This is a genomic window from Rhodovulum adriaticum (genome assembly GCF_004345735.1).
GTDB lineage: Bacteria > Pseudomonadota > Alphaproteobacteria > Rhodobacterales > Rhodobacteraceae > Rhodovulum > Rhodovulum adriaticum.
This window is the reverse complement of sequence record NZ_SLXL01000001.1, coordinates 388,389-411,963: the sequence shown is the minus strand read 5'-3', so window position 1 is coordinate 411,963 and position 23,575 is coordinate 388,389. Positions and strand designations below refer to the sequence as shown.

Genomic DNA, 23,575 nt, shown 5'->3' with positions numbered 1-23,575 from the left:
TCTCAGTCCTCCTCGCGCGCGGACCCGTCGTCCGTCTCGATCTCGTCGTAGTCGTCCTCGTCCACGATCCCGGCGTCCTTGCGGGCCTTCAGCATCTCGCGGATCAGCTCGTCGGTCAGCACCAGCTTGGCGTCCGACAGCCAGTCGTAATCCAGCCCGATCGTGACCTGTTCGCCCTTGTCGTCGGTGATCTCGATCAGGATGTCGTTGTCCTCTACCCCGGCCAGTTCCCCCTTGAAGCGGCGGCGCCCGTCGATCAGTTCGGTCGTTTCCAGCTTGGCCTCATACCCTTCCCAGGCGGCAAAGTCCTTGAGCCGGGTCAAAGGCCGGTCGATGCCGGGGCTGGACACCTCCAGCGTATAGGCGTCCTCGATCGGGTCTTCGACATCCAGGACGGCCGATACCGCGGTGGAAATCCGGGCGCACTCGTCCACCTCAATGCCTCCGTCGGGGCGTTCGGCCATGATCTGCAACGTCTTGGTTTTGCCGCCCATCAGGCGGATGCGCACCAGTTCGAAGCCCATCCCCTCGATCACGGGGTGCAGGATCTCTGCCAGGCGCCGGTCGATGGCGGTCTTGGCGATAAGGTCGGTCATGGGTTTGCGTCCGGGCATAAAAAAACGGGCCAACGGCCCGCACATATCCATCCGGTGGAGGTTCGGGGGTGGAAGCCGAGCCGCCGCTGTTGAGTGGGATATAGGCCGAAAGGGGGTGGGGCGCAAGGGGATTGTCCGCCGCGCCCGGGCAGGCGCCCCTATCCCACCTTGCGCGCGATCAGGAACAGCGCGCTCTTGCCGCCCTTGGGCAGCCACTCTTCCACGATCTCGAACCCGGCGGCGGTGATGTCGGATTTCAGCTGATCCTCTGTCAGCAGGTGGAACAGCGGCAGCAGCCGCAGCGCGCCGCCGGTTTTCACAATGGCCCGGAACAGCCACGGTGCGCGCGCCGCGCAGGCGGTCGAGGACACGAAGATGCCCCCCGGCCGCAGCATGTCGTGCACATGGGCCAGCGCGGCGTGCCGGTCGGTCAGCAGGTGCAGCACGTTATGGGCCATCACCATGTCGTAACAGCCCGGCGCGCGGGCCATTTCCTCCAGGTTGGCGACCTGAAAGGTGACGTTCCCGATGCCCTCTGCCGTGGCCTTTTCCTGCGCGATGTCGATCATCGACGGCGCGCAGTCGATGGCGGTGACATGTGCCGCATGGGGGGCATGGTTCAGCGCCGTCGTCCCGGTGCCGCAGCCGAATTCGAACACCTCGGCGCCGGGTTTCATGTAGGCGCGGGTCATTTCCAGCTTGCGGGTATAGGCGTCCGGGTCGCGCACGGGCATGCGGGCGTATCGTTGGGCGATCCGATCCCAGAAGCGGACATTAACGCTCATGTCACAAACCCAGCCCGGCGGCCTGCCGCGCGACGCCGCGCATCGTGCGCACCAGTTCGGCGGTGATCCCCGGTTCGGACAGGGCATGGCCTGCCATCGGCACCATGCGCAGGTTGGCGCGGCCCCATTTTTCCGCCAGCGCCCAAGCCGATTCGGGGGGGCACACCATGTCATAGCGGCCCTGCACGATGGTCGCGGGGATATGCGCGATCAGCGAGATGTCGTCCAGGATCTGGCCGTCCCGCTGTAGAAAACCGCGATTCATGAAAAAGTGATTCTCCAGCCGGGCAAAGGCGCGGGCGTAATCGGCGGGCGCCTCACCCGCCAGGCCCTGATGCTCGATCGAGGCCAGGGCGTTTTCCCAGGATGCCCAGGCGCGCGCATAGCGGGTTTCCAGCATAACATCGCCGGAAAACAGCCGCTTGTGATAGGCGGCGATCATGTCGCTGCGTTCGTCCACCGGCACCAGATCGACGAACCGGCCCCACAGGTCGGGCCAGAACCGCCCCGCGCCGCCGCCGTAGAACCAGTCCAGTTCCGCCTGCGTCATCAAGAAGACGCCCCGCAGCACCAGATAGGCCACGCGGTCGGGATGGGCCTGCGCATAGATCAACGCCAGCGTCGCCCCCCAGCTGCCGCCAAAGGCCACCCAGCGGTCGATGCCCAGTGTTTCGCGGATCATCTCTATATCGCGGACCAGGTGCCAGGTGGTGTTGGACTGCACGCTGGCATGGGGGCGCGACCGGCCGCAGCCGCGCTGATCGAACAGGATCACGCGGAACTGGTCGGGGTCGAAATAGCGGCGCATGGCCGGGCTGCACCCGCCGCCCGGGCCGCCATGCAGCACCACAACCGGGATGCCCCGCGGGTTGCCGCACTGTTCGACATAGATCTTGTGACCGTCGCCCACGTCCAGCATCCGCTGGTCAAACGGGTTGACCGGCGGGTAAAGAACCTGCGATGCGCGCTTTTGGCCTGCGGATTTGTCCATGAGCCGCCTATATAACGCCGGAGTGCCACACCCCAAGGGTGTGCGACCAAAAGACAGGAACGGAGCGTGTGATGCAAGCAGCCGAAACCACCGTCGATCCCGCCGAAGTGTCCAAGTTCGAGGCGATGGCCGCCGAATGGTGGGACCCCAACGGGAAATTCAAGCCGCTGCACATGCTGAACCCCTGCCGGCTGGACTATATCACGCGCCAGATCGCTGCGGAATTCGGGCGCGACCTGTCCGCGGAAAAGCCGTTCCAGGGCCTGCGCCTGCTGGATATCGGCTGCGGCGGCGGGCTGCTGTCCGAACCGATGGCCCGGCTGGGCGCGACCGTGGTCGGCGCCGATGCCGCCGAACGCAACATTCCCGTCGCCCGCATCCATGCCGAACAATCGGGGCTGGACATCGACTATCGCTTTACCACCGCCGAGGCGCTGGCAGAGGCGGGCGAGCAGTTCGACGTGGTCCTGAACATGGAGGTGGTGGAACACGTGGCCGACCCGCTGGCCTATCTGACCGCCTGCCGCCAGTTGCTGAAACCCGGCGGGCTGCACCTGTGTTCCACGATCAACCGCAATCCCAAGGCGTTTGTCATGGCGATCTTCGGGGCGGAATACGTGATGCGATGGCTGCCCAAGGGCACCCATGAATACGAAAAATTCCTGACCCCCGACGAACTGTGCAGCCTGATGGAACAGGCCGGCCTGCGGGTGCTGGATCGGACCGGCTTCGTCTTTAACCCGCTGTCCTGGTCGTGGTCGCTGTCCAGCCGCGATCTCAGCGTCAACTATGTCACCGCGGCGACCAAGCCGACCTGAACAGATGCGCGAGATGCCGTTCCCCGTCCCTTGGGCGGGGGCGGCCCGATGACCCATGACCGCGACGCCCCCTAATGATCAAAGGCCCGGTGCGGGCCGGGCCCGTCTGCGGGTGATGCAGATCACGGATCTGCATGCCAACATCCTGCCCTATGACTATTTCGCCGACCGCCCGGCGCAGGATATCGGCCTGGCCCGCACGGCCGGGCTGGCCGCGCAATTGCGGGCAGAGGCGGCGAACGCGCTGCTGTTGGACAACGGTGATTTCCTGCAGGGCAATCCACTGGCCGATTATTTCGGGCAGGTCCGCGGTCTGCGCCCGGGCGAGGTTCACCCGGTGATCGCGGCGATGAACGCCGCCGGGGTCGAGGTCGCGACCCTGGGCAACCACGATTTCGATTACGGGCTGGATTTCTTGCATGCGGCGCTGGCCGGGGCGGGGTTTCCCGTTGTCTCGGCCAATGTGCTGACCGCGCGCGGTGCCACGCCTGCGGATGACCGCATGCTGGTCGCGCCCTGGGTGATCCTGGACCGCCACCTGATCGACGAGGCCGGACATTCGCTGCCGATCCGGGTCGGGGTCATCGGCTTTGCGCCGCCGCAGATCACCCGGTGGAGCCATCCGCACCTGGACGGGCGCATCAGCGCGCGGGACATCATGCAGGCCGCCCGCGCCCAGGTGCCCGCGCTGCGCGCGGCGGGGGCCGATCTGGTCATCGCGCTGTGCCATTCCGGGCTGGCCGAACCCGACCATGTCGAGGGGCAGGAAAACGCCGGCATCCCCCTGGCGGGGGTCGAGGGGATTGATGTCGTGCTGGCCGGTCACCAGCACCTGACCCTGCCCGGACCTGCCTATCGCGGGGTGCCCGGTGTCGATGCCGATGCCGGGACGATCCGGGGCAAGCCCGCCGTGATGGCCGGTTTCTGGGGCGGGCATCTGGGCGTGATCGACCTGGCGCTGGGCCATGATCGGGGCCGCTGGCGCATCCTGGACCATGACAGCCGACTGTACCCGATCGCGGCGCGCCAGCCGGACGGGACGGTTGCGCCCCTTGTCCGCGACATGCCCGCCGTGACCCGCGCCGCCGCCCCTGCCCATGCAGAGACACTGGATTACGTGCGCCGCCCGGTGGGGCGCTGTACGGGCGCGCTGCACAGCTATTTCGCGCTGGCCGGTGCGGACCCCTGCGTCGCGCTGCTGGCCCAGGCGCAGCGCGCCCATGTCCGGCAGGCGCTGAAGGGCACCGAACATGACGGCCTGCCGATCCTGTCGGCGGTGTCGCCGTTCAAGGCCGGGGGCCGCGGCGGCCCGGAGTATTACAGCGACGTGCCCGCGGGCGATCTGGCGATCCGGCATGTGGCGGATCTGTACCCCTATCCAAATACCGTGCAGGCGGTGCGCCTGACCGGCGCCCAGGTCCGGGCCTGGCTGGAACGCGCGGCCAGCCTGTTCAACCGGATCGTGCCCGGCCAGCCCGACCAGATGCTGATGGAACGCGATGCCCCGGCCTATCAATTCGATGTGCTGGACGGTCTGCGCTATCGGATCGATCTGGGCCAACCGGCGCGGTTCGATGCCCTTGGCGGGCCGGGAAATCCGCAGGGGCGCGCATCGTCGATCTGACATGGCAGGGCCAGCCGGTGGCGGACGACAGGCCCTTTGTCATCGCCACGAACAGCTATCGCGCGGGTGGGGGCGGGCAGTATCCCGGCACCGGGCCGGACAGCGTGATCCATGCCGGGACAGAGGCCAGCCGCGATATCCTGCTGCGCCATATCGCGGATCAGGGCACTGTGCATCCCGGCGCCGTTTCGCCCTGGCAGTTCGCGCCGATGCCCGGGACCAGCGTGCTGTTCGACACCGGGCCGGGCGCGCTGCACCACCTGCCCGGCGTCACGGGCCTGGCGATCGAACCTGCGGGCAAGGCGCCGGGCGGGTTCCTTCGTTTTCGCATTCACCTGTAGGGTCCGCTTGCGAATCCGGCGCGTGACGCTTATGTAACGCGGCGAGAGGTTGGCGCGGGCGAGCGCCTCGCCAACCCGGTCAGGTCCGGAAGGAAGCAGCCGTAACGAGTCCCGTTCGGGTCGCTGTCCAACCTCTCACCTTCCCACGGCACTGTGCAGATCGCACTCTGCGCCCTATGTTCGGGTGCAATGGGAGGATTCATCATGCGCCTGTTCCCCGCCTTCGCGGCCCTTCTGCTGACGGCCCTGCCGGTCCTTGCCGATCCCGTGCTGCGCCACCGGCAGGTGGCCCCCAATGTGCACGCGCTGATCGGCCCGACGGTTCAGCGCGACCCCGAAAACCTGGGCAACAACGCCAATTTCGGCCTGATCGTGACGCCCGAGGGCGCCGTGCTGATCGATGCCGGCGCCACCCTGAAGGGCGCAGAGATGATCCACGACATGGTGCGCGCGATCACCGAACAGCCGGTGGTCTATGTCATCAATACCGGCGGGCAGGATCACCGCTGGCTGGGCAACGAATACTGGCAGGCGCAGGGCGCCACCGTGATCGCGTCCGGCGATGCGGTCGCGGACCAGCGGGCGCGCGGCTCCATGCAGATGACGGCGCTGTCGCAACTGGTGGGGGCGGCGTCCTCTGGCACGATGCCGGCCTTTGCCGACATCACGTTCGAGGACCGGCATAGCCTGACCCTGGGCGATACCGAAATCCGCATCATCCACCCCGGCCCGGCCCATACGCCGGGCGACAGCTTCGTCTGGCTGCCGGACAGCCGCACGGTTTTTACCGGCGATATCGTCTATGTGGACCGGGTGCTGGGCGTGATGGAATTTTCCAACTCTGCCGCTTGGCTGGCGGCGTTCGACGCGGTGGCCGCGCTGGATCCGGTCCATGTCGTGCCCGGCCACGGCCCGGTAACCGATTTGGCCACCGCCACCCGCGACACGCGCGATTACCTGTCCAACCTGCGCGACCGAATGCGCGCCCATATCGACGCGGGCGGCGATATCATCGGGTCGGTCGATGTGGACCAATCGGCCTTTGCCGACTTGGACAATTTCGACCAGTTGGCCGGGCGCAACGCGCAAGAGGTCTATTCCCAGATGGAATGGGAATAGCACGCCCGCTGGACGCCGCCCCGGCCGCCCCCTAGGCTGTGCCCCGCCCGCGAATCCGAGAGGACCCATGGAGCAGACCCAAGGCGCCTACCAGGTGCTTGCCCGCAAGTACCGCCCCGCCAGTTTTGCCGACCTGATCGGTCAGGACGCGATGGTGCGCACGCTGAAGAATGCCTTTGCCGCGGATCGCATCGCGCAGGCGTTCATCATGACGGGCATCCGCGGCACCGGTAAGACCACCACCGCGCGGATCATCGCCAAGGGGATGAATTGCATCGGCCCCGACGGCACCGGCGGGCCGACCACCGATCCCTGCGGCGTGTGCGAACATTGCATGGCAATCGCCGAGGGCCGCCATGTCGACGTGATGGAAATGGACGCCGCCAGCCGCACCGGCGTCGGCGACATCCGCGAGATCATCGATAGCGTGGCCTATCGCGCGGCCAGCGCGCGCTACAAGATCTACATCATCGATGAGGTTCACATGCTGTCCACCAGCGCGTTCAACGCGCTGCTCAAGACACTGGAAGAACCCCCCGCCCATGTGAAGTTCATCTTTGCCACCACGGAAATCCGCAAGGTGCCGGTGACGGTCCTGAGCCGCTGCCAGCGGTTCGACCTGCGCCGGATCGAGCCCGAGGTGATGATCGCCCATCTGCAAAAGATCGCCGGGCTGGAAAACGCGCCCATCACCGAAGAGGCGTTGGGCCTGATCACCCGCGCCGCCGAAGGGTCCGTGCGCGACGCGATGAGCCTGCTGGACCAGGCGATTTCCCATGGCGCGGGCGAAACCACCGCCGACCAGGTGCGCGCGATGCTGGGGCTGGCCGATCGCGGCCGGGTGCTGGACCTGTTCGATCAGATCATGGCGGGCGACGCGGCCGGTGCGCTGGCGGAACTGTCCGGGCAATATGCCGACGGGGCCGACCCGATGGCGGTGCTGCGCGACCTGGCCGAGATCACCCATTGGCTGAGCGTCATCAAGATCACGCCAGAGGCCGCCGACGATCCCACCGTTTCCCCCGACGAACGCGCCCGTGGCCGCGCCATGGCGGACCGCCTGCCGATGCGCGTGCTGACGCGGATGTGGCAGATGTTGCTGAAGGCGCTGGAAGAGGTGGCAATGGCCCCCAACGCCATGATGGCCGCCGAAATGGCGGTGATCCGGCTGACGCATGTGTCCACCCTGCCCAGCCCCGAAGAACTGGTAAAAAGGCTGCAAGAGGCCCCGCCGCCCGCACCCGCGCCCCAGGGCGGCCCCGCGCCGGGCGGGCCTGCACCGGGCGGCGGTCCCACGGGCTATGCGCCGCCGCGCGCGCCCTCGGGTGGGGGGGGCGGCGGGCCAGTTGCCGCGCTGGCCCAGGCGCCAGAGGCCACGTTGGCGCATTACGCCAGCTTCGACCATGTGGTCGAGCTGATCCGCGCCAACCGCGACGCCAAGCTGCTGGTCGATGTGGAAACCGGGCTGCGGCTGGTCAGCTACAGCCCCGGCCGGATCGAGTTCGAGCCGACCGACGACGCGCCCCGCGACCTGGCCGCGCGGCTGGCGCAGCGGTTGCAGGCCTGGACCGGCGCGCGTTGGGGGGTGTCCGTCGTCGGCACGGGCGGGGCGCCCACCATCGCCGAGGAACGCGACGCCGAATTCCTGGCCCTGCAGGCCCAGGCAAAGGAACACCCCCTCACACAGGCCGTTTTTGCCGCCTTTCCAGACGCGGCGATCATCGACATAAGAACCCCCGACGACCTTGCCGCGCAGGCCGCCGAAGAGGCCCTGCCCGAGGTCGAGGACGAATGGGACCCGTTCGAGGACAACTGAACCAAGGAGTGACGACATGCTGAAGGGATTGGGCGGTCTTGGCGACATGGCCAAGATGATGAAGGCGGCGCAGGAAATGCAGGGCAAGATGGCCCAGTTGCAGGTCGACCTGGCCAACATCACCGTCGAGGGCGAAAGCGGTGCCGGCCTGGTCAAGGCCACCGCGACGGCCAAGGGCACGCTGACGGGCCTGGATATCGACCCCTCCATCTTCAACTCGGACGATAAAGAGGTCGTCGAGGATCTGATCCTGGCCGCCATCAAGGACGCCCAGGAAAAGGCGTTGGAGCGGACCAAGGAAGAGACCCGTAAACTGACCGAGGAAATGGGCCTGCCTGCGGGCATGGACCTGCCGGTCTGAGGATCGGGCCGGGGGCCGGGATTGCCCCCGCGCGCTGCCGCGATATGCTTTGCAGTGCCGGGCGCGGTCCCGGCGCTGCATGAACGCGCGCGGCGCAAGGATCGGACAGGATGGCCCCCAACGCACATTCGGACATCGAAACGCTGATCGAGATGATGGCCCGGCTGCCCGGGCTGGGGCCGCGATCCGCGCGGCGCGTGGTGCTGCACCTTATCAAAAAGCGCGCGGTTCTGCTGCTGCCGCTGGCCCAGGCGATGCAGCGGGTGGCCGAAACCGCCCGCGAATGCAGCCGCTGCGGCAATATCGGCACCACCGAGATTTGCGAGATCTGCACCGATCCCGAACGCGCCACAGGCACGATCTGCGTGGTCGAGGATGTGGCCGACCTGTGGGCCATCGAACGCGGCGGGGCGTTCCTGGGGCGCTATCACGTTCTTGGCGGCACCCTGTCGGCGCTGGATGCCGTGGGCCCCGACGATCTGCGCATCCCCGATTTGGCCCGCCGCGTGCGGGACGAGGGGATTTCAGAGGTCATCCTGGCCCTGAACGCCACCGTGGACGGGCAGACCACCGCCCATTACATCGCCGACGAACTGGCCGATACGTGCGTGGCGCTGACATCGCTGGCGCAGGGCGTGCCGATCGGCGGTGAACTGGACTATCTGGACGACGGGACGATCAGCGCGGCGTTGAAGGCCCGCAAGGGGTTCTGAACGGGGCGGCGGGCTTTGCCCCGGCAGTCGCCCGTAGGGTGGGGGCCAACCCACCATTTGCCGAAGCATAGAAAAAACCCGGCCGCAGGGGCCGGGTTCCTGTCGCGGACCTGTCGCTCTACTCAGCGCTGGTCGTCTTCGTCCTCATCCTCGTCCGAATCGGGCAGGTTGAAGAAGCTGTCCGCATCGGGCAGCTCGTCGTCCTTCTTGTCGTCGTCATCGCCGGTCAGCGTAAAGGTTTCCAGCCCGGCAATGGCCGAGGGCATCTTCGGCTCGGCCTCCATCTCCAGCGACTGTTCGGTCGAAACCAGCTTGCGCCGCTCGTCGTCGGACATCAATTCGCCCGCGGCGGCCCTGGCCTTGGCGGCCTTTTGCACGGCGGCGTCCAGTTCCGACTGTTTGCACAGACCCAGGGCCACCGGGTCGATCGGCTGGATGTTGGAGATGTTCCAGTGGGTCCGTTCGCGGATGGACTGGATCGTCGGCTTGGTCGTGCCCACCAGTTTGGAAATCTGCCCATCGCTCAGTTCCGGATGGAACTTGACCAGCCACAGGATAGAGGCCGGGCGGTCCTGCCGTTTCGACAGCGGGGTGTAGCGCGGGCCGCGGCGCTTTTCCTCGCCCACGGCGGCGGGGTTGAACTTCAGCCGCAGCGAATACAGCGGGTCGGCCTCGCCCTTCTCGATCTCTTTGGGGTCAAGCTGGTTGTTGGCCACCGGGTCGAAGCCCTTGACGCCCGCGGCCACGTCGCCATCGGCAATGCCCTGCACCTCCAGTTCGTGCAGGCCGCAGAAATCGCCGATCTGCTTGAAGGTCAGCATGGTATTGTCGATCAGCCAGACGGCGGTGGCCTTGGCCATAAGCGGCTTGTTCATTGGCCTCACTCCTCTCGAACGCGAACAGGTCTCCCCTGCCGGCAATTCGGCTGCGCCCTGTGGCGCCGATCCTCGTTGTAGGGGAGGTTTCAGGGTATATAGTGCCCCCGCAAACCGGATAAAAGAGAAAATGCGCTGGCTGATCCTGCTGATCCTGACCGCCACCCTCGCCCGTGCCGAGGGCGAACCGGCGGGGGAATTCGATTACTACGTCCTGTCGCTGAGCTGGTCGCCCACATGGTGCGCGCAAGAGGGTGCCGCGCGCGGCAGCCCGCAATGCGATGCGGATGCGGATTTCGGCTGGGTGCTGCACGGGCTGTGGCCGCAATACGAACGCGGCTGGCCCAGCCATTGCCGGACGGTGCATGAAGACCCCTCGCGCGTGGTGACCGGGGCGATGGCCGATATCATGGGCTCGTCCGGGCTGGCCTGGTACCAGTGGAAGCGGCATGGCCGCTGCTCTGGCTTGTCCGCGCCCGCCTATTTCGAGGCCGCCCGCCAAGCCTTTGACGCGGTGAACCGCCCGGCCGTGTTCCGCAAGCTGAAGGATCCCGTGCGCCTGCCCGCCGCCATCGTCGAAGAGGCGTTCCTGCGCGCCAACCCGGACTGGCGGCCCGACATGCTGACGATCACCTGCAAGGCCGGCCGCATCCAAGAGGCCCGCCTGTGCCTGACCCGCGAGCTGCGCCCGCGCAAATGCGGCGCGGACGTGGTGCGCGACTGCGCCATGCGCGATGCGCTGATGGATCCGATCCCCTGATGCGGGGCGTTTTGCCACGGTGCGCGCCCCTTTCGATGCGCCGGGCCGGGCATAGCTAGGAAACAGCCCCGTTCCCCGGGGCGTTTCCCTTTTGCACCGCGATAAAGGAACATCCGATGGATAACGATACCCGCAAGGCCGTTGCCGGCGCGCTGGCCCGCGTGCTGGGCGATACCTTCGTGCTGTACACCAAGGCGCATAACTTCCACTGGAACGTGGAAGGGCCGAAGTTCTTTGCCCTGCATGAAATGTTCGAGGCCCAGTATACTGAACTGGCCGATGCCATGGACGCCATCGCCGAGCGTATCCGCGCGCTGGACGAATACGCGCCGGGCACCACCGCGGCCCTGACCGCGCTGGCCAGCGTCAAGGAAACCGATGAACAGCTGTCCGCCGAGGACATGATCGCCGCGACGGTTGCCGATTACGAAACCGTCTGCGCCACCGTCACCGAGGCGCTGAAAGCCGCGCAGGATGCGGGCGACGAGGCCAGCGCCGGCATGCTGGGCGAGCGTCTGGAAGTGCACCAGAAAGCGATCTGGATGATGAAAAGCCTGCTGAAGTAACGCAGGCGCCCCCGCGTGCCGTCAGCCCTGGGGCGTCAGCGGCACGCGGCCCTCTTCGGTCAGGTGAAAGACCGCGTTCCCCTCGATCACCACGGCGGAGACCGGCCCGCCATAGCCCGCGCCGGTATCCAGGTTCACGCGGTTGCCGTAATGGGTGACCTGCTGGACCGGGGTGTGCCCATGCACGATCAGCGCGCCGTGATCGCGCGGGTCGTCCAGGAATTCGCGGCGAATCCAGATCAGGTCGTCCTCTGCCTGATCGTCCAGCGGCACGCCGGGGCGCACGCCCGCGTGGCAAAAGAAGACATCCCCCCGCCGGTAGCAGGGCAACAGCCCCTCTAGCAGATCGACATGGGATTGCGGCACCGCGGCCACCGCCGCGGCATGCAGCGCGGCGCGGTCGGGATGCATGCCCGTTTCCACCCCGTAAGAGGCCAGCGTTTCGCGCCCGCCGACATTGGGCGACAGCCAGTCCAGATCGGGCCGGGCCGGTTCGGGCTGGGCGCCGGGGCGCAGGAAATACTGCATGAATCGGTCATGGTTGCCCCGCAGCAGCACCCATGGCGCGCCCTCGGCCAGGCCGCCGATCAGGAAATCCAGCACGCCCCGGCAATTGGGGCCACGATCCACCAGATCGCCCAGGTGCACCACCGGGGCCTGCATGTCGCCGGTGCGCGTGCGGTCGGCCGCGATCAGCGCATGGGCGGCGCGCAGCTTGTTCAGGTGGCCGTGCACGTCGCCGATGGCATAGCTGCGCTGCATGGATATTCCCTCGCTGAAATGAAAAAGGGTCTGCCGCATGTGTCGCGGCAGACCCCGATCTTGTCAAACGCGCCGGGCTCAGCCCACCTCGAATTCCAGCGGGCGCACCTGCTGGAACAGACCGGTGGCCTTCAGTTCCTCGACCACATGCTCGGGGATCGGCTGATCCAGGTACAGCAGCGCGATCGCGCTGTCGCCGATGGCCGTGCGGCCCAGAGTAAAGTTGGCGATGTTCACGCCATGCCCGCCCATGGTGGCCCCAAGTGCGCCGATGATGCCCGGCACGTCCTTGTTGGTGGTATACAGCATGTGCTCGCCGATCTCGGCATCGATGTTGATGCCCTTGATCTGGATGAAGCGCGGCTTGCCGTCAGAGAAGACCGTACCCGCGATGGAGCGTTCGCGTTCCGGCGTCACGACGGTGATCTTGATATAGCCGTCAAAGGTGCCCGACTTGTCCTGGGTGGTCACGGAACTGGCGATGCCGCGTTCCTTGGCCACGAAGGGGGCAGAGACCATGTTGATGTCGGGGTTGGCCTCTTTCAGCAGGCCGGCGATGGCCGATGCGCTCAGCGCCTCGGTGTTCATCTCGGCGGCGACGCCGTCATACAGGATGTTGATGGCCTTGATCGGCTCATCGGTCAGTTGCCCGATGAACGACCCGATATGCCCGGCCAGCTTGATCCAGGGGCCCATCACCTTGGCCTCTTCGGCGGTGATGGAGGGCATGTTGATCGCGTTGGTCACGGCCCCGGTCAGCAGGTAATCCGACATCTGTTCGGCCACCTGCAGGGCGACGTTTTCCTGTGCCTCGGTGGTCGAGGCGCCCAGATGCGGGGTGCAGACCACGTTAGGCAGGTTGAACAGCGGGTTTTCCTTGGCCGGTTCCTCGGCGAACACGTCAAAGGCGGCGCCGGCGACGTGACCCTCTTTCAGTAGCTCGGCCAGCGCGGCCTCGTCCACCAGACCGCCGCGGGCGCAGTTGACGATGCGCACGCCCTTCTTGGTCTTTTTCAGGTTCTCGGACGACAGGATGTTGGCCGTCTTTTCCGTCATCGGCACGTGCAGGGTGATGAAATCGGCGCGCGGCAGCAGTTCGTCCAGTTCCACCTTGTGCACGCCCAGCTTGTCGGCGCGCTCTTCGGACAGGAACGGGTCATAGGCCAGCACCTTCATCTTCAGGCCCAGGGCGCGGTCCGCCACGATAGAGCCGATATTGCCGCAGCCGATCAGGCCCAGCGTCTTGCCGGTCACTTCCACGCCCATGAAGCGGGATTTTTCCCACTTGCCCGCGTGGGTCGAGGCGTTGGCCTCGGGGATTTGCCGGGCCACGGCCATCAGCATGGAAATCGCGTGTTCGGCCGTGGTGATCGAGTTGCCGAAGGGCGTGTTCATCACGATCACGCCCTTTTTCGAGGCGGCGGGGATATCGACATTGTCGACCCCGATCCCGGCGCGGCCCACGACCTTCAGGTTGGTGGCGGATTCCAGGATCTTTTCGGTCACCTTGGTAGCCGAGCGGATGGCAAGGCCGTCATACTGGCCGATCACCTCGGCCAGGCGATCCTTGTCCTTGCCCAGGTCGGGTTCGAAATCCACATCGATGCCGCGGTCGCGGAAGATCTGGACGGCGGTGGGGGACAGCTTGTCGGAAACGAGAACTTTGGGGGCCATGAGTCTGGTCCTTTGTTGAAATCGGGAAGGGCGGGGTGGGTTTGCACCCACCCTGCGCAGCATCTGTTGGGGGGGTGAAAACCCACCCCTCGCGATCAGCCTTGCGCGGCGATCTCGGCCTCAAAGGCCCATTCCAGCCAGGGCAGCAGCGCGTCGATATCGGCGGTTTCCACCGTGGCGCCGCACCAGATACGCAGGCCCGCGGGCGCGTCGCGATAGGCGCCGATGTCCAGGGCCACGCCCTCACCCTCCAGCCGCTTGGCGACGGCCTTGGCAAAGGCGGCGCCGTCGGCGATGCGGTCGTCGGTGAATTTCAGGCAAACGCTGGTGTTGGACCGGGTGGCCGGGTCAACGGCCAGGTTATCGATCCAGTCGCGCGCCGCGCAAAAATCGAAAATCGCCTTGGCATTCGCATCCGCACGCGCGATCAGCGCGGGCAGCCCGCCGATGGATTTCGCCCAATCCAGCGCGATCAGGTAATCCTCAACCGCCAGCATCGAGGGGGTGTTGATCGTGGCCCCCTCAAAAATGCCGTCGATCAGCTTGCCGCCCTTGGTCATGCGAAAGATCTTGGGCAGCGGCCAGGCGGGGGTGTAGTTTTCCAGCCGTTCCACCGCGCGGGGCGACAGGATCAGCATGCCGTGCGCGGCCTCGCCGCCCATCACTTTCTGCCAGCTGAACGTGGTCACATCCAGCTTGTCCCAGGGCAGGTCCATCGCAAAGGCGGCGCTGGTCGCGTCGCAGATCGTCAGGCCGTCGCGGTCCGCCGGGATCGCGTCGCCGTTCGGGACGCGCACGCCGCTGGTGGTGCCGTTCCAGGTAAAGACTACGTCCTTGTCGAAATCGACCTGGACGAAATCCACGATCTCGCCATAGGGGGCCTCGCGCACGGTGGCGTCCAGCTTCAGCTGTTTCACCACGTCCGACACCCAGCCCGCGCCAAAGCTTTCCCAGGCCAGCATTTCCACGCCGCGCGCGCCCAGCATCGACCACATCGCCATTTCGACGGCGCCGGTGTCAGAGGCGGGAACGATCCCGATCTTGTAGTCGGCGGGGATGCCCAGGATTTCGCGCGTGGTTTCGATCGCGGCCTTCAGCTTGGCCTTGCCCACCGCGGCGCGGTGCGAGCGGCCCAGGGCGGCGTCGTTCAACTTGTCGAGGGAAAAGGTCGGAATCTTGGCACAGGGGCCAGAGGAAAAACGCGGATTTGCCGGTCGCGTTGCCGGAGTCTCGGTGACCATTGCTGGTATCCTTCCAGATATGCGCCCCTCGTTGGGGAGGGGTGTCCCACCGACGCGCTTACGCCTGTTGCCCCTCTGGCGCAAGGGGAAAAACTGCGCTACTGCGCCGCCTGAGCGCCCAATTGCGACATGCCCCGTAGCTGATCGGAAACCGCCCCATGCATATCGTCACCCTGCTGACAAACCCCGCAACGCCGACGCTGACCCCCGCCACGGTCGAGGCCCTGCGCGACGCCTGGGGCGGGGGCATGGCGCGCTGGCTGTCGCCCGGCGCGGCGACGGAATTCACGGTGGAAACCCTGCCCGGCAACATCTGGGATGTCTGGGCCGAGATGCAGGGAATGGGCATCGATCTGGTCGCCCAACCCGCCGAGGGACGGCGCAAGAAGATGCTGATCGCGGATATGGACTCCACCATGATCGGCCAGGAATGCATCGACGAACTGGCCGACGAGGCCGGCGTTGGCCCCCGCGTCGCCGACATTACCGCCCGCGCCATGAATGGCGAACTGGATTTCGAGGGCGCCTTGCGCGAACGCGTGGGCCTGCTGGCCGGGCTGGATGCGGCCGTGATCGACAAGGTGCTGTCGGAGCGCATCACCTACACCCCCGGCGGCGCCGCGCTGATCGCCACGATGAAGGCCAACGGTGCCCATTGCGTGCTGGTTTCCGGCGGGTTCACCAATTTCGCGGCCAAGGTCGCCGCCGATCTGGGGTTCGACGAACACCAGGCCAACACCCTGCTGGTCGCAGACGGCCGCCTGACCGGCAAGGTGTCCGAACCGATCCTGGGCCGCGAGGCCAAGGTCGAGGCGCTGAACCGTATCACCGCCCGGCTGGGCATCACGCCTGCGCAGGTCATGGCCGTGGGCGACGGGGCCAACGATCTGGGGATGCTGGGGCTGGCGGGCGCGGGCGTGGCGCTGCACGCCAAACCGGCGGTCGCGGCGCAATGCGATATCCGCATCAACCACGGCGACCTGACGGCGCTGTTGTATCTTCAGGGCTACGCGCGCGACGCGTTCGCCGGCTGACGGCTTAGAACAGGCCCGGCACGGCGCGCACCTCGCCCGTGGTGATCCCGCGCCAGTTGGTGACGGGTGCGGCCATGCGGCGGCGCACCGCCGGATCATCCGCCTGCAAAACCCCCAACCGGACCAGCAGGGCGGCAATCGCCGCCTCTGACGCGCGGGCCGCGCCGTCCTCGATCTTCAGCGCGACGCCCAAGCCCTGTTCGGGCAGGATCGCGGTGAACACGCCCTCTGCCCCGGTCTTGATCGCCGCCTTGCCCTCGGCGGCCTGCATCAGTTCGGTACAGGCGCGGCCCTGGCCCGCCACCAGGTCGGGATGGGCCATCATCGCCTGCACCAGCCGCCCCGCCGCCCGGCCGCGCGCGTCCCCCGTATCGGGGCGCGCGACGGCAAAGCGGGCCATGGCGCGCGCCAGACCCTGCATCGTGGTGGCGAAATTCGGGGCGGAACAGCCGTCGATGCCAAAGGTGGGGCTGGCCGCGCCGGTCACGTCCTCGAACGCGGCACGAACGGCGACCTGCACGGGGTGGTCGATCTCGTTATATTCCGGCCCCGCGCCCAGATCCCGCGTCAGGGTCAGGAAACCCGCATGCTTGCCCGAACAGTTGTTGTGCAACTGGCAGGGTGCCTCCTCCGCGCGCACCATCCGCTGCCGTTCGTCCCGGTCGCGGGTGGGCTGCGCCCCGCAGCGCAGGTGCGATTCGTCCAGCCCCAGCGTGGCCAGCCAATCGCCCACCTTGCCCACATGCAGCGGCGCCCCCTGATGCGAGGCGCAGGCCAGCGCAAGCTGTTCGACGCCCAGCCCGGCCCGGTCCGCCGCGCCGCTCTCGATCAGGGGCAGGGCCTGGATCATCTTGACCGAGGAGCGCGGCAGGATCACCGCGTCGGGATCGCCCCAGGCCGCGACGACAGCCCCGCTGGCATCGCAGACCACCGCGTGCCCGCGATGGCGCGACTCGACCAGGCCGCCGCGCTGGACCTCGACCATGACGACCGCTGTGCTCATCTCCGGTCCTTTCCTCACCGTTGCGCGATTTTCCGCCAAGGGGGGCTTTCAAATTTCTGCGCGACTACGTTAGGTTGGCGCATATTGCTTGCACAAGGCCGCGCCCGGGTAAAGCAAGAGGCCGTAACGGCGGGCAGAGGCACGGACAGCAGGAGGCTGTGGCAGAAATGACTTTCGGCATGCGAACGGCCCTTTTGGGTGGGGCCCTGGCGCTGATGGCGATCTCCGCCCAGGCGCAAGAGGAATCGACGAACAACGTCGCCGTCGAAACGGATTGGAGCGTTTTCGTCGAGGACGACCCGACCGAATGCTGGGGCGTGTCGCCGCCCAAGGAAACGGTGAACACCCGCGACGGGCGCGTGGTCTCGGTCCGGCGGGGCGATATTCGCCTGTTCGTCACCTTCCGCCCCGGCGCGGATGTCGCGGGCGAGGTGTCGTTTACCGGCGGTTACCCCTTCGCCGAGGATTCGACCGTCAAGCTGGAAATCGGCGACGACAGTTTCGAACTGTTCACCCACAGCACCGCGCGCGAATGGGCTTGGCCCGCCACGCCCGAGGATGACGCCCGCATCATCGCCGCGATGAAGGCCGGCGCCGAGGCGGTGCTGACCGCCCGTTCCTCGCGCGGGACCAACACCAAGGATACCTTCTCGCTTTACGGCTTCACCGCCGCCTTCGAAGAGGCCCGCCGCCGCTGCAGCGGTAACTGAGCGCGCACCGCCCGCCCCTTGTTCCGGGGGCGGGCCGCTTTATTTCCCCCCTCGAATCCTGTAAAATCCGCGCCTTGATCCCAAGGAGACGCGCCCGATGACCGTGACGCCCCCCATCGCGCCGGAGGCGATGCCGATCCCCCGCAAGCCGGTAGAGGCCGACCGCCAGAACCTGGTCGGGCTGACCCGCCCGCAACTGCGCGCCGCCCTGGTCGCGGCGGGCACGCCCGAAAAACAGGCAAAGATGCGCGAGGTGCAGCTTTGGCAGTGGATCTACCAAAAGGGCGTGCGCGATTTCGACGCGATGACCAACCTGGCCAAGGAGTATCGCGCGCGGCTGAAAGAGCATTTCGTGATCGAGGTGCCCGAGATCGTCACCCGCACGGTTTCGGCCGACGGCACCCGTAAATACCTGGTCCGCATCGCCGGCGGCCACGAGGTCGAGGTCGTCTATATCCCCGAAGAGGACCGCGGAACCCTGTGCATTTCCTCGCAGGTGGGCTGCACGCTGACCTGCACCTTCTGCCATACCGGCACGCAGCGGCTGGTGCGCAACCTGACGGCGGGTGAAATCGTCGGCCAGATCATGCTGGCCCGCGACGACCTGGGCGAATGGCCCGAACCGGGCCGCCACCCCAAGGATGAAACCCGGCTGATTTCCAACCTCGTGCTGATGGGCATGGGCGAACCGCTCTATAACTTCGACTCCGTGCGCGACGCGATGCAGATCGCCATGGATGGCGAGGGCATTTCGCTGTCCCGCCGCCGCATCACCCTGTCCACCTGCGGCGTGGTGCCGGAAATCGCGCGCACCGGGGCGGAAATCGGCTGCATGCTGGCGATCTCTCTGCATGCCACCACGGATGACCTGCGCAACAAGCTGGTCCCGATCAACCGCAAATACCCCATCGCACAGTTGTTCGACGCCCTGCGCGCCTATCCCAAACTGTCGAATTCCGAACGGATCACCTTTGAATACGTGATGCTCAAGGGCATCAACGACAGCGACGCCGACGCCCGCCGCCTGGTCAAGCTGATCGAGGGCATCCCGGCCAAGATTAACCTGATCCCGTTCAACGAATGGCCCGGCGCGCCCTACGAACGCTCTGACTGGGACCGCATCGAATCCTTCGCCAACATCGTCTACAAGGCCGGCTATGCCAGCCCGATCCGCACCCCGCGCGGAGAGGACATCATGGCCGCCTGCGGCCAGCTGAAATCGGCGACCGAACGCTCGCGCAAGAACCGCTTTCAGATCGCGGCAGAGGCCGGGCTGCCCGAGCCCGAACGCATCGTCCGCCGTCCCAACGCGCCCGACGTGCACTAGGCGCCTGCCTGCCCCCTTCTTCTTGGGTCAAATACCCAAAAAACGCGGCCCCCGGATGGGGGCCGCAACGCAGAATCTTGCGCGCGTCAGCGCGCGCAATCCGGGAACCGCTATTGGCTGGCCGACCGCGTGACCTGCACCGCGGCGCGCACGTCCTCGACCAGGGCCGCGCCGTCCAGCCCGCGCGCGGTGACCTCGTCGATCCACTCGGCGATCACCTCGTCGCCCAAGGCCTTGATGCGGGCGGTTTCTTCCTCGCTCAGCGTGGCGATGGCGTTGCCCGCCGCCGCCATCTGGTCGCGGCCATCCTTGTCGCCGGTATCATGCGCCCGCCCCGCCCAGGCCGAGGCATAGAAGCCCGAATTGGCGTCGATCACCGCGCGCAGGTCCGGCGGCAGGCTTTCGTACTTGGCCTTGTTCATCGCCCAGATGAAAAACAGGTTGTAGAGCGACCGGTCACCGGCCACGTCCGTATGGCTGTCGGTCAGCTCGTCCAGCTTCAGCGAAGGCGACATTTCCCAGGTGATGACGCCGCCGTCCAGCACGCCCTTGGCCAGCGCCTCGGGGAAGGCGGGCACGGCCATGCCGACGGGGGTTGCCCCCAGCTTCTTCAGCAGCAGGGTCGCGGGGCGCGAGGGGCCGCGCAGTTTCAGCCCCGCTATATCCTCGACCGTGGCCACGGGCGCGCCGGTCTTGTGGATGATGCCGGGGCCGTGCATGTGGGCGGCGATCAGCTTCACGTCGGCGAAATCGTCCATCAGGTATTTCTGGGTATAGATCCAGGCGGCCTTGCTGGCCTCTTCGGCGTTTTTCGTCACGATGAACGGCAGTTCCAGCGCCTCCGCCTCGGGGAAGCGGCCGGGCTGATAGCCGGGGATCACCCAGCCGCCATCGATCGCGCCGTCGCGGATCAGGTCGTACTGGCTGGGCGCCTTGCCGCCCAGTTGCATGAAGGGATACAGTTCAACCTTGATGCGCCCGCCGGAATCCTTCTCGATCTTGTCGGCCCAGGGCTGCATGAAATAGGTCGGGTTCGCCGACAGCGGCGAGACGAAATGCTGAAACCGCAGCGTGACCTCCTGCGCCATCGCGGCAGAGCCGAGGGCGAGGGCCGCAATCGCGGTCAGGGCAAGACGGGACAGGCGCATGGGCGTTCCTTTCGGGTGGCGTGTTCCGGTTGACCGGGGCTTGTACCCTATCGGGGGGTGGGCGTTCAACAACCGCCTCAGGCCTGGAACAGCGGGAAGGTGACCCCCAACGCCCAGGCCAGGAACAGGCCCAGCCCGATCCCCGCGCCCGCGGGCCGTGCTGTGGCCCGCCCGACCCAGCCGCCCATCATCCCGAACAGCAGAAAGAAGACCAGCACCACCGGCAGGATGATCAGCAGGAAGAACAGCCGTTCGAAATCCAGCGCGGTGGCCAGCCCCAGCGACACCAGAAACGCCCCCCGCGCGGTTGCGCTGCGCCACAGGGGCGCGCGCCCGCCCTCTACCATCAGCGCGTCGGACAGCATGTAGGGCACCGTGCCCAGGGCCATCGCCGCGATGATCAGGCCCCGCACCGGCACGGGGTAAAAGGACATGACGTAACGGTCCACCGCCAGGCCGAACACGCAGATCCCGTAAAACGCCACCAGCCCGGCCAGGATCAGGATGCGGCGCAGTTCCGCGCGCCCGGGCCATTTGACCTCGCCCCACGAGGCCAGCAGGGCCAGCGCAACCACGCCATACAGGGCAAAGTGCAGCGCCAGGTAATCGGCCACCAGCACCGGCAGGAACCGCGTGTCAAAGGGGGCCAGCGCCAGCGGCACCAGCACCGCAGGCAACAGCGCCACCACCAGGAACCGCTTGCGCGACAGGGGTTCGGGGCGCGGGTCGTGGGTGCGTTCACGCAGCCGGGCCAGCGGCCAGCCCAGGGCGACGATCCCGGTCAGCATCAGGGCGATCCAGCCGCCCATATTTGCGACCGGCCCCTCGGTCTGCGGCCTGCCAAAGGTCGCGTCCAGCCAGGCGCGCGCCTCGCGCAGCATGGTCGGGGCATAGATCACGCCGATATGTTCCACGTTGGGCGCCAGAACGGCACGCCGCCCGGTCCCGTCGGCGGGGTCGCCCACCGTCGCGCCGAACTGCGCATCCGGGTCGGCCATCTGCAACGATTCCAGCGCGTCGGGGACCAGCCGCCCCTCCCACTCGCCGTTAACGATCAGCAGGTTGCGCGGCTGGGTCGGGGTCACGTCGTCGCTGGACATCGCCACGGCGACAGTGGCGGCCAGCCTGTCGTCCACTTTCGCCTGCCGGATCGCGATGTAGCTGCCCATGGAATGGGCCAGGATCGCGGCGCGCCCGTCCGCCCAGGGCTGGGCCAGGGCGGTATCGGTCACCCGTTTCGTTTCATCCATCAGCAGCAGCGCCGTGCCGTCGGGGCTGGCCACGTCGCCGGACATCGGCACCGGGTTGCGGCCGTGCCCCTCATAATCGAAGGCGACGACCGAATAGCCCGCGCGCGCCAGTGTCAGTGAACTGGCCTGCATCAACTGCCGCGATCCGGCGAACCCGTGCGAAACGATGACCACCGGCGCGGGCGGTGCGTCCTTCAGGCGATAGACGGTGGCGGGCGTGGTGCCGGTGCCGGGCAGCGGTTCGATCACGATGCCGCGGCGTTCGCCCTCCAGATGCCACAGCGATACGACGATGGCGGCCAGCGCCAAGATTGCCACGGCCCAGCGGGCCGGGGTCAGCCGCCAGCCCAGGGGATGGGGGTGGTCGCTGTCATGTTTGCTCATGCGCTGCGCCTTTCCTTCGCGTGTCCGGGTCGTGCCGTTGCCAAGCTAGGGCGCCCCTGCGAAAGGTCAGGCGCCTTAACCCCATGTCGGGTGAAACTTGTCCGCGGGCGACAGGGTGAAAATCTCGCATCCTTCCGCAGTCACGCCGATGGAATGTTCGAACTGGGCCGACAGCGACTTGTCCCGCGTGACCGCCGTCCAGTCATCGGACAGCACCTTGGTATCGGGGCGGCCCAGGTTAATCATCGGCTCGATGGTAAAGAACATACCCTCTTCCAGCACCGGGCCGGTGCCCGCGCGGCCGTAATGCAGCACGTTGGGCGGCGCGTGGAACACCCGGCCCAGCCCGTGGCCGCAGAAATCGCGCACCACGCTCATCCGCTGCGCCTCGACATAGGTCTGAATCGCGGCGCCGATATCGCCGAAGGTGTTGCCGGGCTTGACCGCCTCGATCCCCAGCATCAGCGCGTCATGGGTGACCTGGATCAGGCGTTCGGCCTTGCGCGACAGCTTGCCGGCGACATACATCCGCGAGGTGTCCCCGAACCAGCCGTCCACGATCACGGTCACGTCGATGTTCAGGATATCGCCATCCTTCAGCTTCTTGTCGCCGGGGATGCCGTGGCAGACGACGTGGTTCACGGAAATGCAGCTGGCATGCTGATACCCGCGATAGCCGATGGTGGCGGATTTGGCGCCCTTTGCCTCGACCATCTCGGTAATCAGGCGGTCGATTTCGCCGGTCGTCTGGCCGGGGAACACCGCCGGGGCGATTTCGTCCAGGATTTCCGCGGCCACCCGTCCGGCCGCATGCATGCCCGTGAAATCCTCGCGCGAATAGATGCGGATATTGTCCTTGGTGCGGCGGCCGCCGGATTTCTCGTCCACGTCTGTCTCCTTGGCTTTGGCCAACAGATAAGGCCGGATGACGCCGAAGGCCAGAGGGCGCCCTAGCCGTGCGGCGCAAGGTCCAAGGGCAGGGGGTGGGTCAGCGTCACGCCGTGCGGGTCGATCGCGGTGCCGTAGCACAGCATCTGAACCCCCGCCGCGCGCGCCGCATCGCAGGCCGCGGCATAGGTAGGGTCGATATCGGCGGCCAGCCGGAACCGCGCGCAATCGGTGCGCTGCACCAGATACAGCAGCACCGCCCGGTGCCCGGCCTGCGCCATGCGCGCCAGTTCGGCCATGTGTTTCGCCCCCCGCGCGGTGACGCTGTCGGGGAATTCCGCCCAATTGCCATCGCGGCGCAGGTGGACGTTCTTTACCTCGACATAGGCGTCGGGCAAGTCCGGCCCGGTCAGCAGGAAATCGACCCGGCTGTTTTCCCCATACTTCACCTCGGGCCGCACGGTGTCATAGGCGGCCAGTTCTGCCACGCGGCCCGCCTGCAAGGCCTCGCCCACCACGCGGTTGGGCAGGCTTGCGTCGATCCCGGCCCAGTGGCCGCCCGGCAGTTCGGCCAGCCGCCAGCCATAGCGCAGCTTTTTCCTGGGGTCGTCGTTGGGTTCCAGCCAGACGCGCAGGCCCGGATCCTTCAGCCCCAGCATGGCGCCGGGGTTGGGGCAGTGGGCGGTGACCTCTTCGCCGGTTTCCAGCGTGACATCGGCCAGGAACCGATTGTAGCGGCGGATCAGCCGCCCGGGCACGAGAGGGGTTTGAAAGCGCATGAGCGCCACC

The 23,575-nt window shown here is 66.9% G+C and carries 24 protein-coding genes and 1 other RNA gene; 13 read left to right on the top strand and 12 right to left on the bottom strand.

Translation table 11 applies throughout. From position 1 onward, the window contains the following. Window positions 1–2 precede the first annotated feature (2 nt). From rimP to pip, 3 genes are all read right to left on the bottom strand, one after another. A complete protein-coding gene (gene rimP, locus EV656_RS01880; protein WP_132598872.1) occupies window positions 3–596 on the bottom strand; it encodes a ribosome maturation factor RimP in 594 nt (197 codons plus the stop codon). 158 nt (window positions 597–754) lie between these two features. Beyond that, on the bottom strand, window positions 755–1,381 hold the full coding sequence (locus EV656_RS01875; RefSeq protein WP_165918918.1) for a class I SAM-dependent methyltransferase: 627 nt from the start codon (window positions 1,379–1,381) through the stop codon (window positions 755–757). Window position 1,382: 1 nt separating this feature from the next. Continuing rightward, on the bottom strand, window positions 1,383–2,372 hold the full coding sequence (gene pip / locus EV656_RS01870) for a prolyl aminopeptidase (RefSeq protein WP_132598868.1): 990 nt from the start codon (window positions 2,370–2,372) through the stop codon (window positions 1,383–1,385). A 71-nt stretch (window positions 2,373–2,443) separates the two neighbouring features. Between pip and ubiG the strand changes: the two genes are divergently transcribed. The 8 genes from ubiG (at window position 2,444) to recR (ending at window position 9,164) form a co-directional block, all read left to right on the top strand. Further along, window positions 2,444–3,190, top strand: coding sequence for a bifunctional 2-polyprenyl-6-hydroxyphenol methylase/3-demethylubiquinol 3-O-methyltransferase UbiG (gene ubiG, locus EV656_RS01865; protein ID WP_132598866.1), 747 nt, complete (start codon window positions 2,444–2,446; stop codon window positions 3,188–3,190). A 115-nt stretch (window positions 3,191–3,305) separates the two neighbouring features. Continuing rightward, window positions 3,306–4,814, top strand: a complete 1,509-nt coding sequence (locus EV656_RS01860; protein ID WP_165918917.1) for a bifunctional 2',3'-cyclic-nucleotide 2'-phosphodiesterase/3'-nucleotidase — start codon at window positions 3,306–3,308, stop codon at window positions 4,812–4,814. 17 nt (window positions 4,815–4,831) lie between these two features. Further along, window positions 4,832–5,155, top strand: a complete 324-nt coding sequence (locus EV656_RS01855; RefSeq protein WP_369075513.1) for a hypothetical protein — start codon at window positions 4,832–4,834, stop codon at window positions 5,153–5,155. A 43-nt stretch (window positions 5,156–5,198) separates the two neighbouring features. Further along, an RNA gene (gene ffs / locus EV656_RS01850) (signal recognition particle sRNA small type) lies at window positions 5,199–5,295 on the top strand. 64 nt (window positions 5,296–5,359) lie between these two features. Next, window positions 5,360–6,274, top strand: a complete 915-nt coding sequence (locus EV656_RS01845; protein ID WP_165918916.1) for an MBL fold metallo-hydrolase — start codon at window positions 5,360–5,362, stop codon at window positions 6,272–6,274. Window positions 6,275–6,341: 67 nt separating this feature from the next. After that, on the top strand, window positions 6,342–8,090 hold the full coding sequence (locus tag EV656_RS01840; RefSeq protein WP_132598858.1) for a DNA polymerase III subunit gamma/tau: 1,749 nt from the start codon (window positions 6,342–6,344) through the stop codon (window positions 8,088–8,090). A 16-nt stretch (window positions 8,091–8,106) separates the two neighbouring features. Next, complete coding sequence (locus EV656_RS01835; protein WP_132598856.1) at window positions 8,107–8,451, top strand: YbaB/EbfC family nucleoid-associated protein; 345 nt, start codon at window positions 8,107–8,109, stop codon at window positions 8,449–8,451. Between the two features lie 110 nt (window positions 8,452–8,561). Then, window positions 8,562–9,164: a recombination mediator RecR gene (recR, locus tag EV656_RS01830; RefSeq protein ID WP_132598854.1), complete on the top strand. Its 603-nt coding sequence runs from the start codon at window positions 8,562–8,564 to the stop codon at window positions 9,162–9,164. 122 nt (window positions 9,165–9,286) lie between these two features. On the opposite strand, the gene EV656_RS01825 is transcribed toward recR, so the two are convergent. After that, the gene (locus EV656_RS01825) at window positions 9,287–10,039 is read right to left on the bottom strand and encodes a DUF1013 domain-containing protein (RefSeq protein WP_132598852.1); all 753 of its coding nucleotides are present in this window, start codon (window positions 10,037–10,039) and stop codon (window positions 9,287–9,289) included. Window positions 10,040–10,169: 130 nt separating this feature from the next. On the opposite strand from EV656_RS01825, the gene EV656_RS01820 reads away from it, so the two are divergent. Continuing rightward, window positions 10,170–10,799, top strand: coding sequence for a ribonuclease T2 family protein (locus tag EV656_RS01820; protein WP_132598850.1), 630 nt, complete (start codon window positions 10,170–10,172; stop codon window positions 10,797–10,799). A 116-nt stretch (window positions 10,800–10,915) separates the two neighbouring features. Next, window positions 10,916–11,365, top strand: coding sequence for a Dps family protein (locus EV656_RS01815; RefSeq protein WP_132598848.1), 450 nt, complete (start codon window positions 10,916–10,918; stop codon window positions 11,363–11,365). Between the two features lie 21 nt (window positions 11,366–11,386). Here EV656_RS01815 and EV656_RS01810 read toward each other — a convergent pair whose 3' ends face one another. From EV656_RS01810 to EV656_RS01800, 3 genes are all read right to left on the bottom strand, one after another. Next, window positions 11,387–12,127 carry a metallophosphoesterase gene (locus EV656_RS01810; RefSeq protein ID WP_132598846.1) on the bottom strand — a complete coding sequence of 247 codons (741 nt, stop codon included), beginning with the start codon at window positions 12,125–12,127 and terminating at the stop codon, window positions 11,387–11,389. 78 nt (window positions 12,128–12,205) lie between these two features. Next, entirely contained in the window at window positions 12,206–13,801 is a 1,596-nt protein-coding gene (gene serA, locus EV656_RS01805) for a phosphoglycerate dehydrogenase (protein WP_132598844.1), read from the bottom strand. Window positions 13,802–13,896: 95 nt separating this feature from the next. Then, window positions 13,897–15,042, bottom strand: a complete 1,146-nt coding sequence (locus tag EV656_RS01800) for a phosphoserine transaminase (protein ID WP_132598842.1) — start codon at window positions 15,040–15,042, stop codon at window positions 13,897–13,899. Between the two features lie 158 nt (window positions 15,043–15,200). On the opposite strand from EV656_RS01800, the gene serB reads away from it, so the two are divergent. Beyond that, the gene (serB, locus tag EV656_RS01795) at window positions 15,201–16,076 is read left to right on the top strand and encodes a phosphoserine phosphatase SerB (RefSeq protein WP_132598840.1); all 876 of its coding nucleotides are present in this window, start codon (window positions 15,201–15,203) and stop codon (window positions 16,074–16,076) included. Between the two features lie 4 nt (window positions 16,077–16,080). Here serB and EV656_RS01790 read toward each other — a convergent pair whose 3' ends face one another. Next, window positions 16,081–17,079, bottom strand: a complete 999-nt coding sequence (locus tag EV656_RS01790; RefSeq protein WP_132598838.1) for an asparaginase — start codon at window positions 17,077–17,079, stop codon at window positions 16,081–16,083. A gap of 179 nt (window positions 17,080–17,258) precedes the next feature. Here EV656_RS01790 and EV656_RS01785 point away from each other — a divergent pair, with 179 nt between their 5' ends. Both EV656_RS01785 and rlmN read left to right on the top strand, forming a co-directional pair. After that, the gene (locus EV656_RS01785) at window positions 17,259–17,789 is read left to right on the top strand and encodes an invasion associated locus B family protein (protein WP_132598836.1); all 531 of its coding nucleotides are present in this window, start codon (window positions 17,259–17,261) and stop codon (window positions 17,787–17,789) included. A 97-nt stretch (window positions 17,790–17,886) separates the two neighbouring features. After that, the gene (rlmN, locus tag EV656_RS01780) at window positions 17,887–19,116 is read left to right on the top strand and encodes a dual-specificity RNA methyltransferase RlmN (RefSeq protein WP_132598834.1); all 1,230 of its coding nucleotides are present in this window, start codon (window positions 17,887–17,889) and stop codon (window positions 19,114–19,116) included. A 110-nt stretch (window positions 19,117–19,226) separates the two neighbouring features. Here the strand turns inward: rlmN and EV656_RS01775 are convergent, their stop codons facing one another. The 4 genes from EV656_RS01775 to sfsA all read right to left on the bottom strand — a co-directional run bounded on the left by EV656_RS01775 (window position 19,227) and on the right by sfsA (window position 23,565). Then, window positions 19,227–20,264: a TRAP transporter substrate-binding protein gene (locus EV656_RS01775; protein WP_132598832.1), complete on the bottom strand. Its 1,038-nt coding sequence runs from the start codon at window positions 20,262–20,264 to the stop codon at window positions 19,227–19,229. 77 nt (window positions 20,265–20,341) lie between these two features. Then, window positions 20,342–21,898, bottom strand: coding sequence for an alpha/beta hydrolase family protein (locus EV656_RS01770; protein WP_132598830.1), 1,557 nt, complete (start codon window positions 21,896–21,898; stop codon window positions 20,342–20,344). 75 nt (window positions 21,899–21,973) lie between these two features. After that, window positions 21,974–22,786 (bottom strand): type I methionyl aminopeptidase, encoded by an 813-nt coding sequence (gene map / locus EV656_RS01765; RefSeq protein WP_132598828.1) that lies wholly within the window; start codon window positions 22,784–22,786, stop codon window positions 21,974–21,976. Between the two features lie 62 nt (window positions 22,787–22,848). Further along, window positions 22,849–23,565 carry a DNA/RNA nuclease SfsA gene (sfsA, locus tag EV656_RS01760; protein WP_132598826.1) on the bottom strand — a complete coding sequence of 239 codons (717 nt, stop codon included), beginning with the start codon at window positions 23,563–23,565 and terminating at the stop codon, window positions 22,849–22,851. Between the last annotated feature and the right edge of the window lie 10 nt (window positions 23,566–23,575).

Bases quoted from the DNA above. Each gene is read 5' to 3' on its own strand.
- rimP (WP_132598872.1), bottom strand. From the start codon at position 596: ATGACCGACCTTATCGCCAAGACCGCCATCGACCGGCGCCTGGCAGAG.
- EV656_RS01875 (WP_165918918.1), bottom strand. From the start codon at position 1,381: ATGAGCGTTAATGTCCGCTTCTGGGATCGGATCGCCCAACGATACGCC.
- pip (WP_132598868.1), bottom strand. From the start codon at position 2,372: ATGGACAAATCCGCAGGCCAAAAGCGCGCATCGCAGGTTCTTTACCCG.
- ubiG (WP_132598866.1), top strand. From the start codon at position 2,444: ATGCAAGCAGCCGAAACCACCGTCGATCCCGCCGAAGTGTCCAAGTTC.
- EV656_RS01860 (WP_165918917.1), top strand. From the start codon at position 3,306: ATGCAGATCACGGATCTGCATGCCAACATCCTGCCCTATGACTATTTC.
- EV656_RS01845 (WP_165918916.1), top strand. From the start codon at position 5,360: ATGCGCCTGTTCCCCGCCTTCGCGGCCCTTCTGCTGACGGCCCTGCCG.
- EV656_RS01840 (WP_132598858.1), top strand. From the start codon at position 6,342: ATGGAGCAGACCCAAGGCGCCTACCAGGTGCTTGCCCGCAAGTACCGC.
- EV656_RS01835 (WP_132598856.1), top strand. From the start codon at position 8,107: ATGCTGAAGGGATTGGGCGGTCTTGGCGACATGGCCAAGATGATGAAG.
- recR (WP_132598854.1), top strand. From the start codon at position 8,562: ATGGCCCCCAACGCACATTCGGACATCGAAACGCTGATCGAGATGATG.
- EV656_RS01825 (WP_132598852.1), bottom strand. From the start codon at position 10,039: ATGAACAAGCCGCTTATGGCCAAGGCCACCGCCGTCTGGCTGATCGAC.
- EV656_RS01820 (WP_132598850.1), top strand. From the start codon at position 10,170: ATGCGCTGGCTGATCCTGCTGATCCTGACCGCCACCCTCGCCCGTGCC.
- EV656_RS01815 (WP_132598848.1), top strand. From the start codon at position 10,916: ATGGATAACGATACCCGCAAGGCCGTTGCCGGCGCGCTGGCCCGCGTG.
- EV656_RS01810 (WP_132598846.1), bottom strand. From the start codon at position 12,127: ATGCAGCGCAGCTATGCCATCGGCGACGTGCACGGCCACCTGAACAAG.
- serA (WP_132598844.1), bottom strand. From the start codon at position 13,801: ATGGCCCCCAAAGTTCTCGTTTCCGACAAGCTGTCCCCCACCGCCGTC.
- EV656_RS01800 (WP_132598842.1), bottom strand. From the start codon at position 15,042: ATGGTCACCGAGACTCCGGCAACGCGACCGGCAAATCCGCGTTTTTCC.
- serB (WP_132598840.1), top strand. From the start codon at position 15,201: ATGCATATCGTCACCCTGCTGACAAACCCCGCAACGCCGACGCTGACC.
- EV656_RS01790 (WP_132598838.1), bottom strand. From the start codon at position 17,079: ATGAGCACAGCGGTCGTCATGGTCGAGGTCCAGCGCGGCGGCCTGGTC.
- EV656_RS01785 (WP_132598836.1), top strand. From the start codon at position 17,259: ATGCGAACGGCCCTTTTGGGTGGGGCCCTGGCGCTGATGGCGATCTCC.
- rlmN (WP_132598834.1), top strand. From the start codon at position 17,887: ATGACCGTGACGCCCCCCATCGCGCCGGAGGCGATGCCGATCCCCCGC.
- EV656_RS01775 (WP_132598832.1), bottom strand. From the start codon at position 20,264: ATGCGCCTGTCCCGTCTTGCCCTGACCGCGATTGCGGCCCTCGCCCTC.
- EV656_RS01770 (WP_132598830.1), bottom strand. From the start codon at position 21,898: ATGAGCAAACATGACAGCGACCACCCCCATCCCCTGGGCTGGCGGCTG.
- sfsA (WP_132598826.1), bottom strand. From the start codon at position 23,565: ATGCGCTTTCAAACCCCTCTCGTGCCCGGGCGGCTGATCCGCCGCTAC.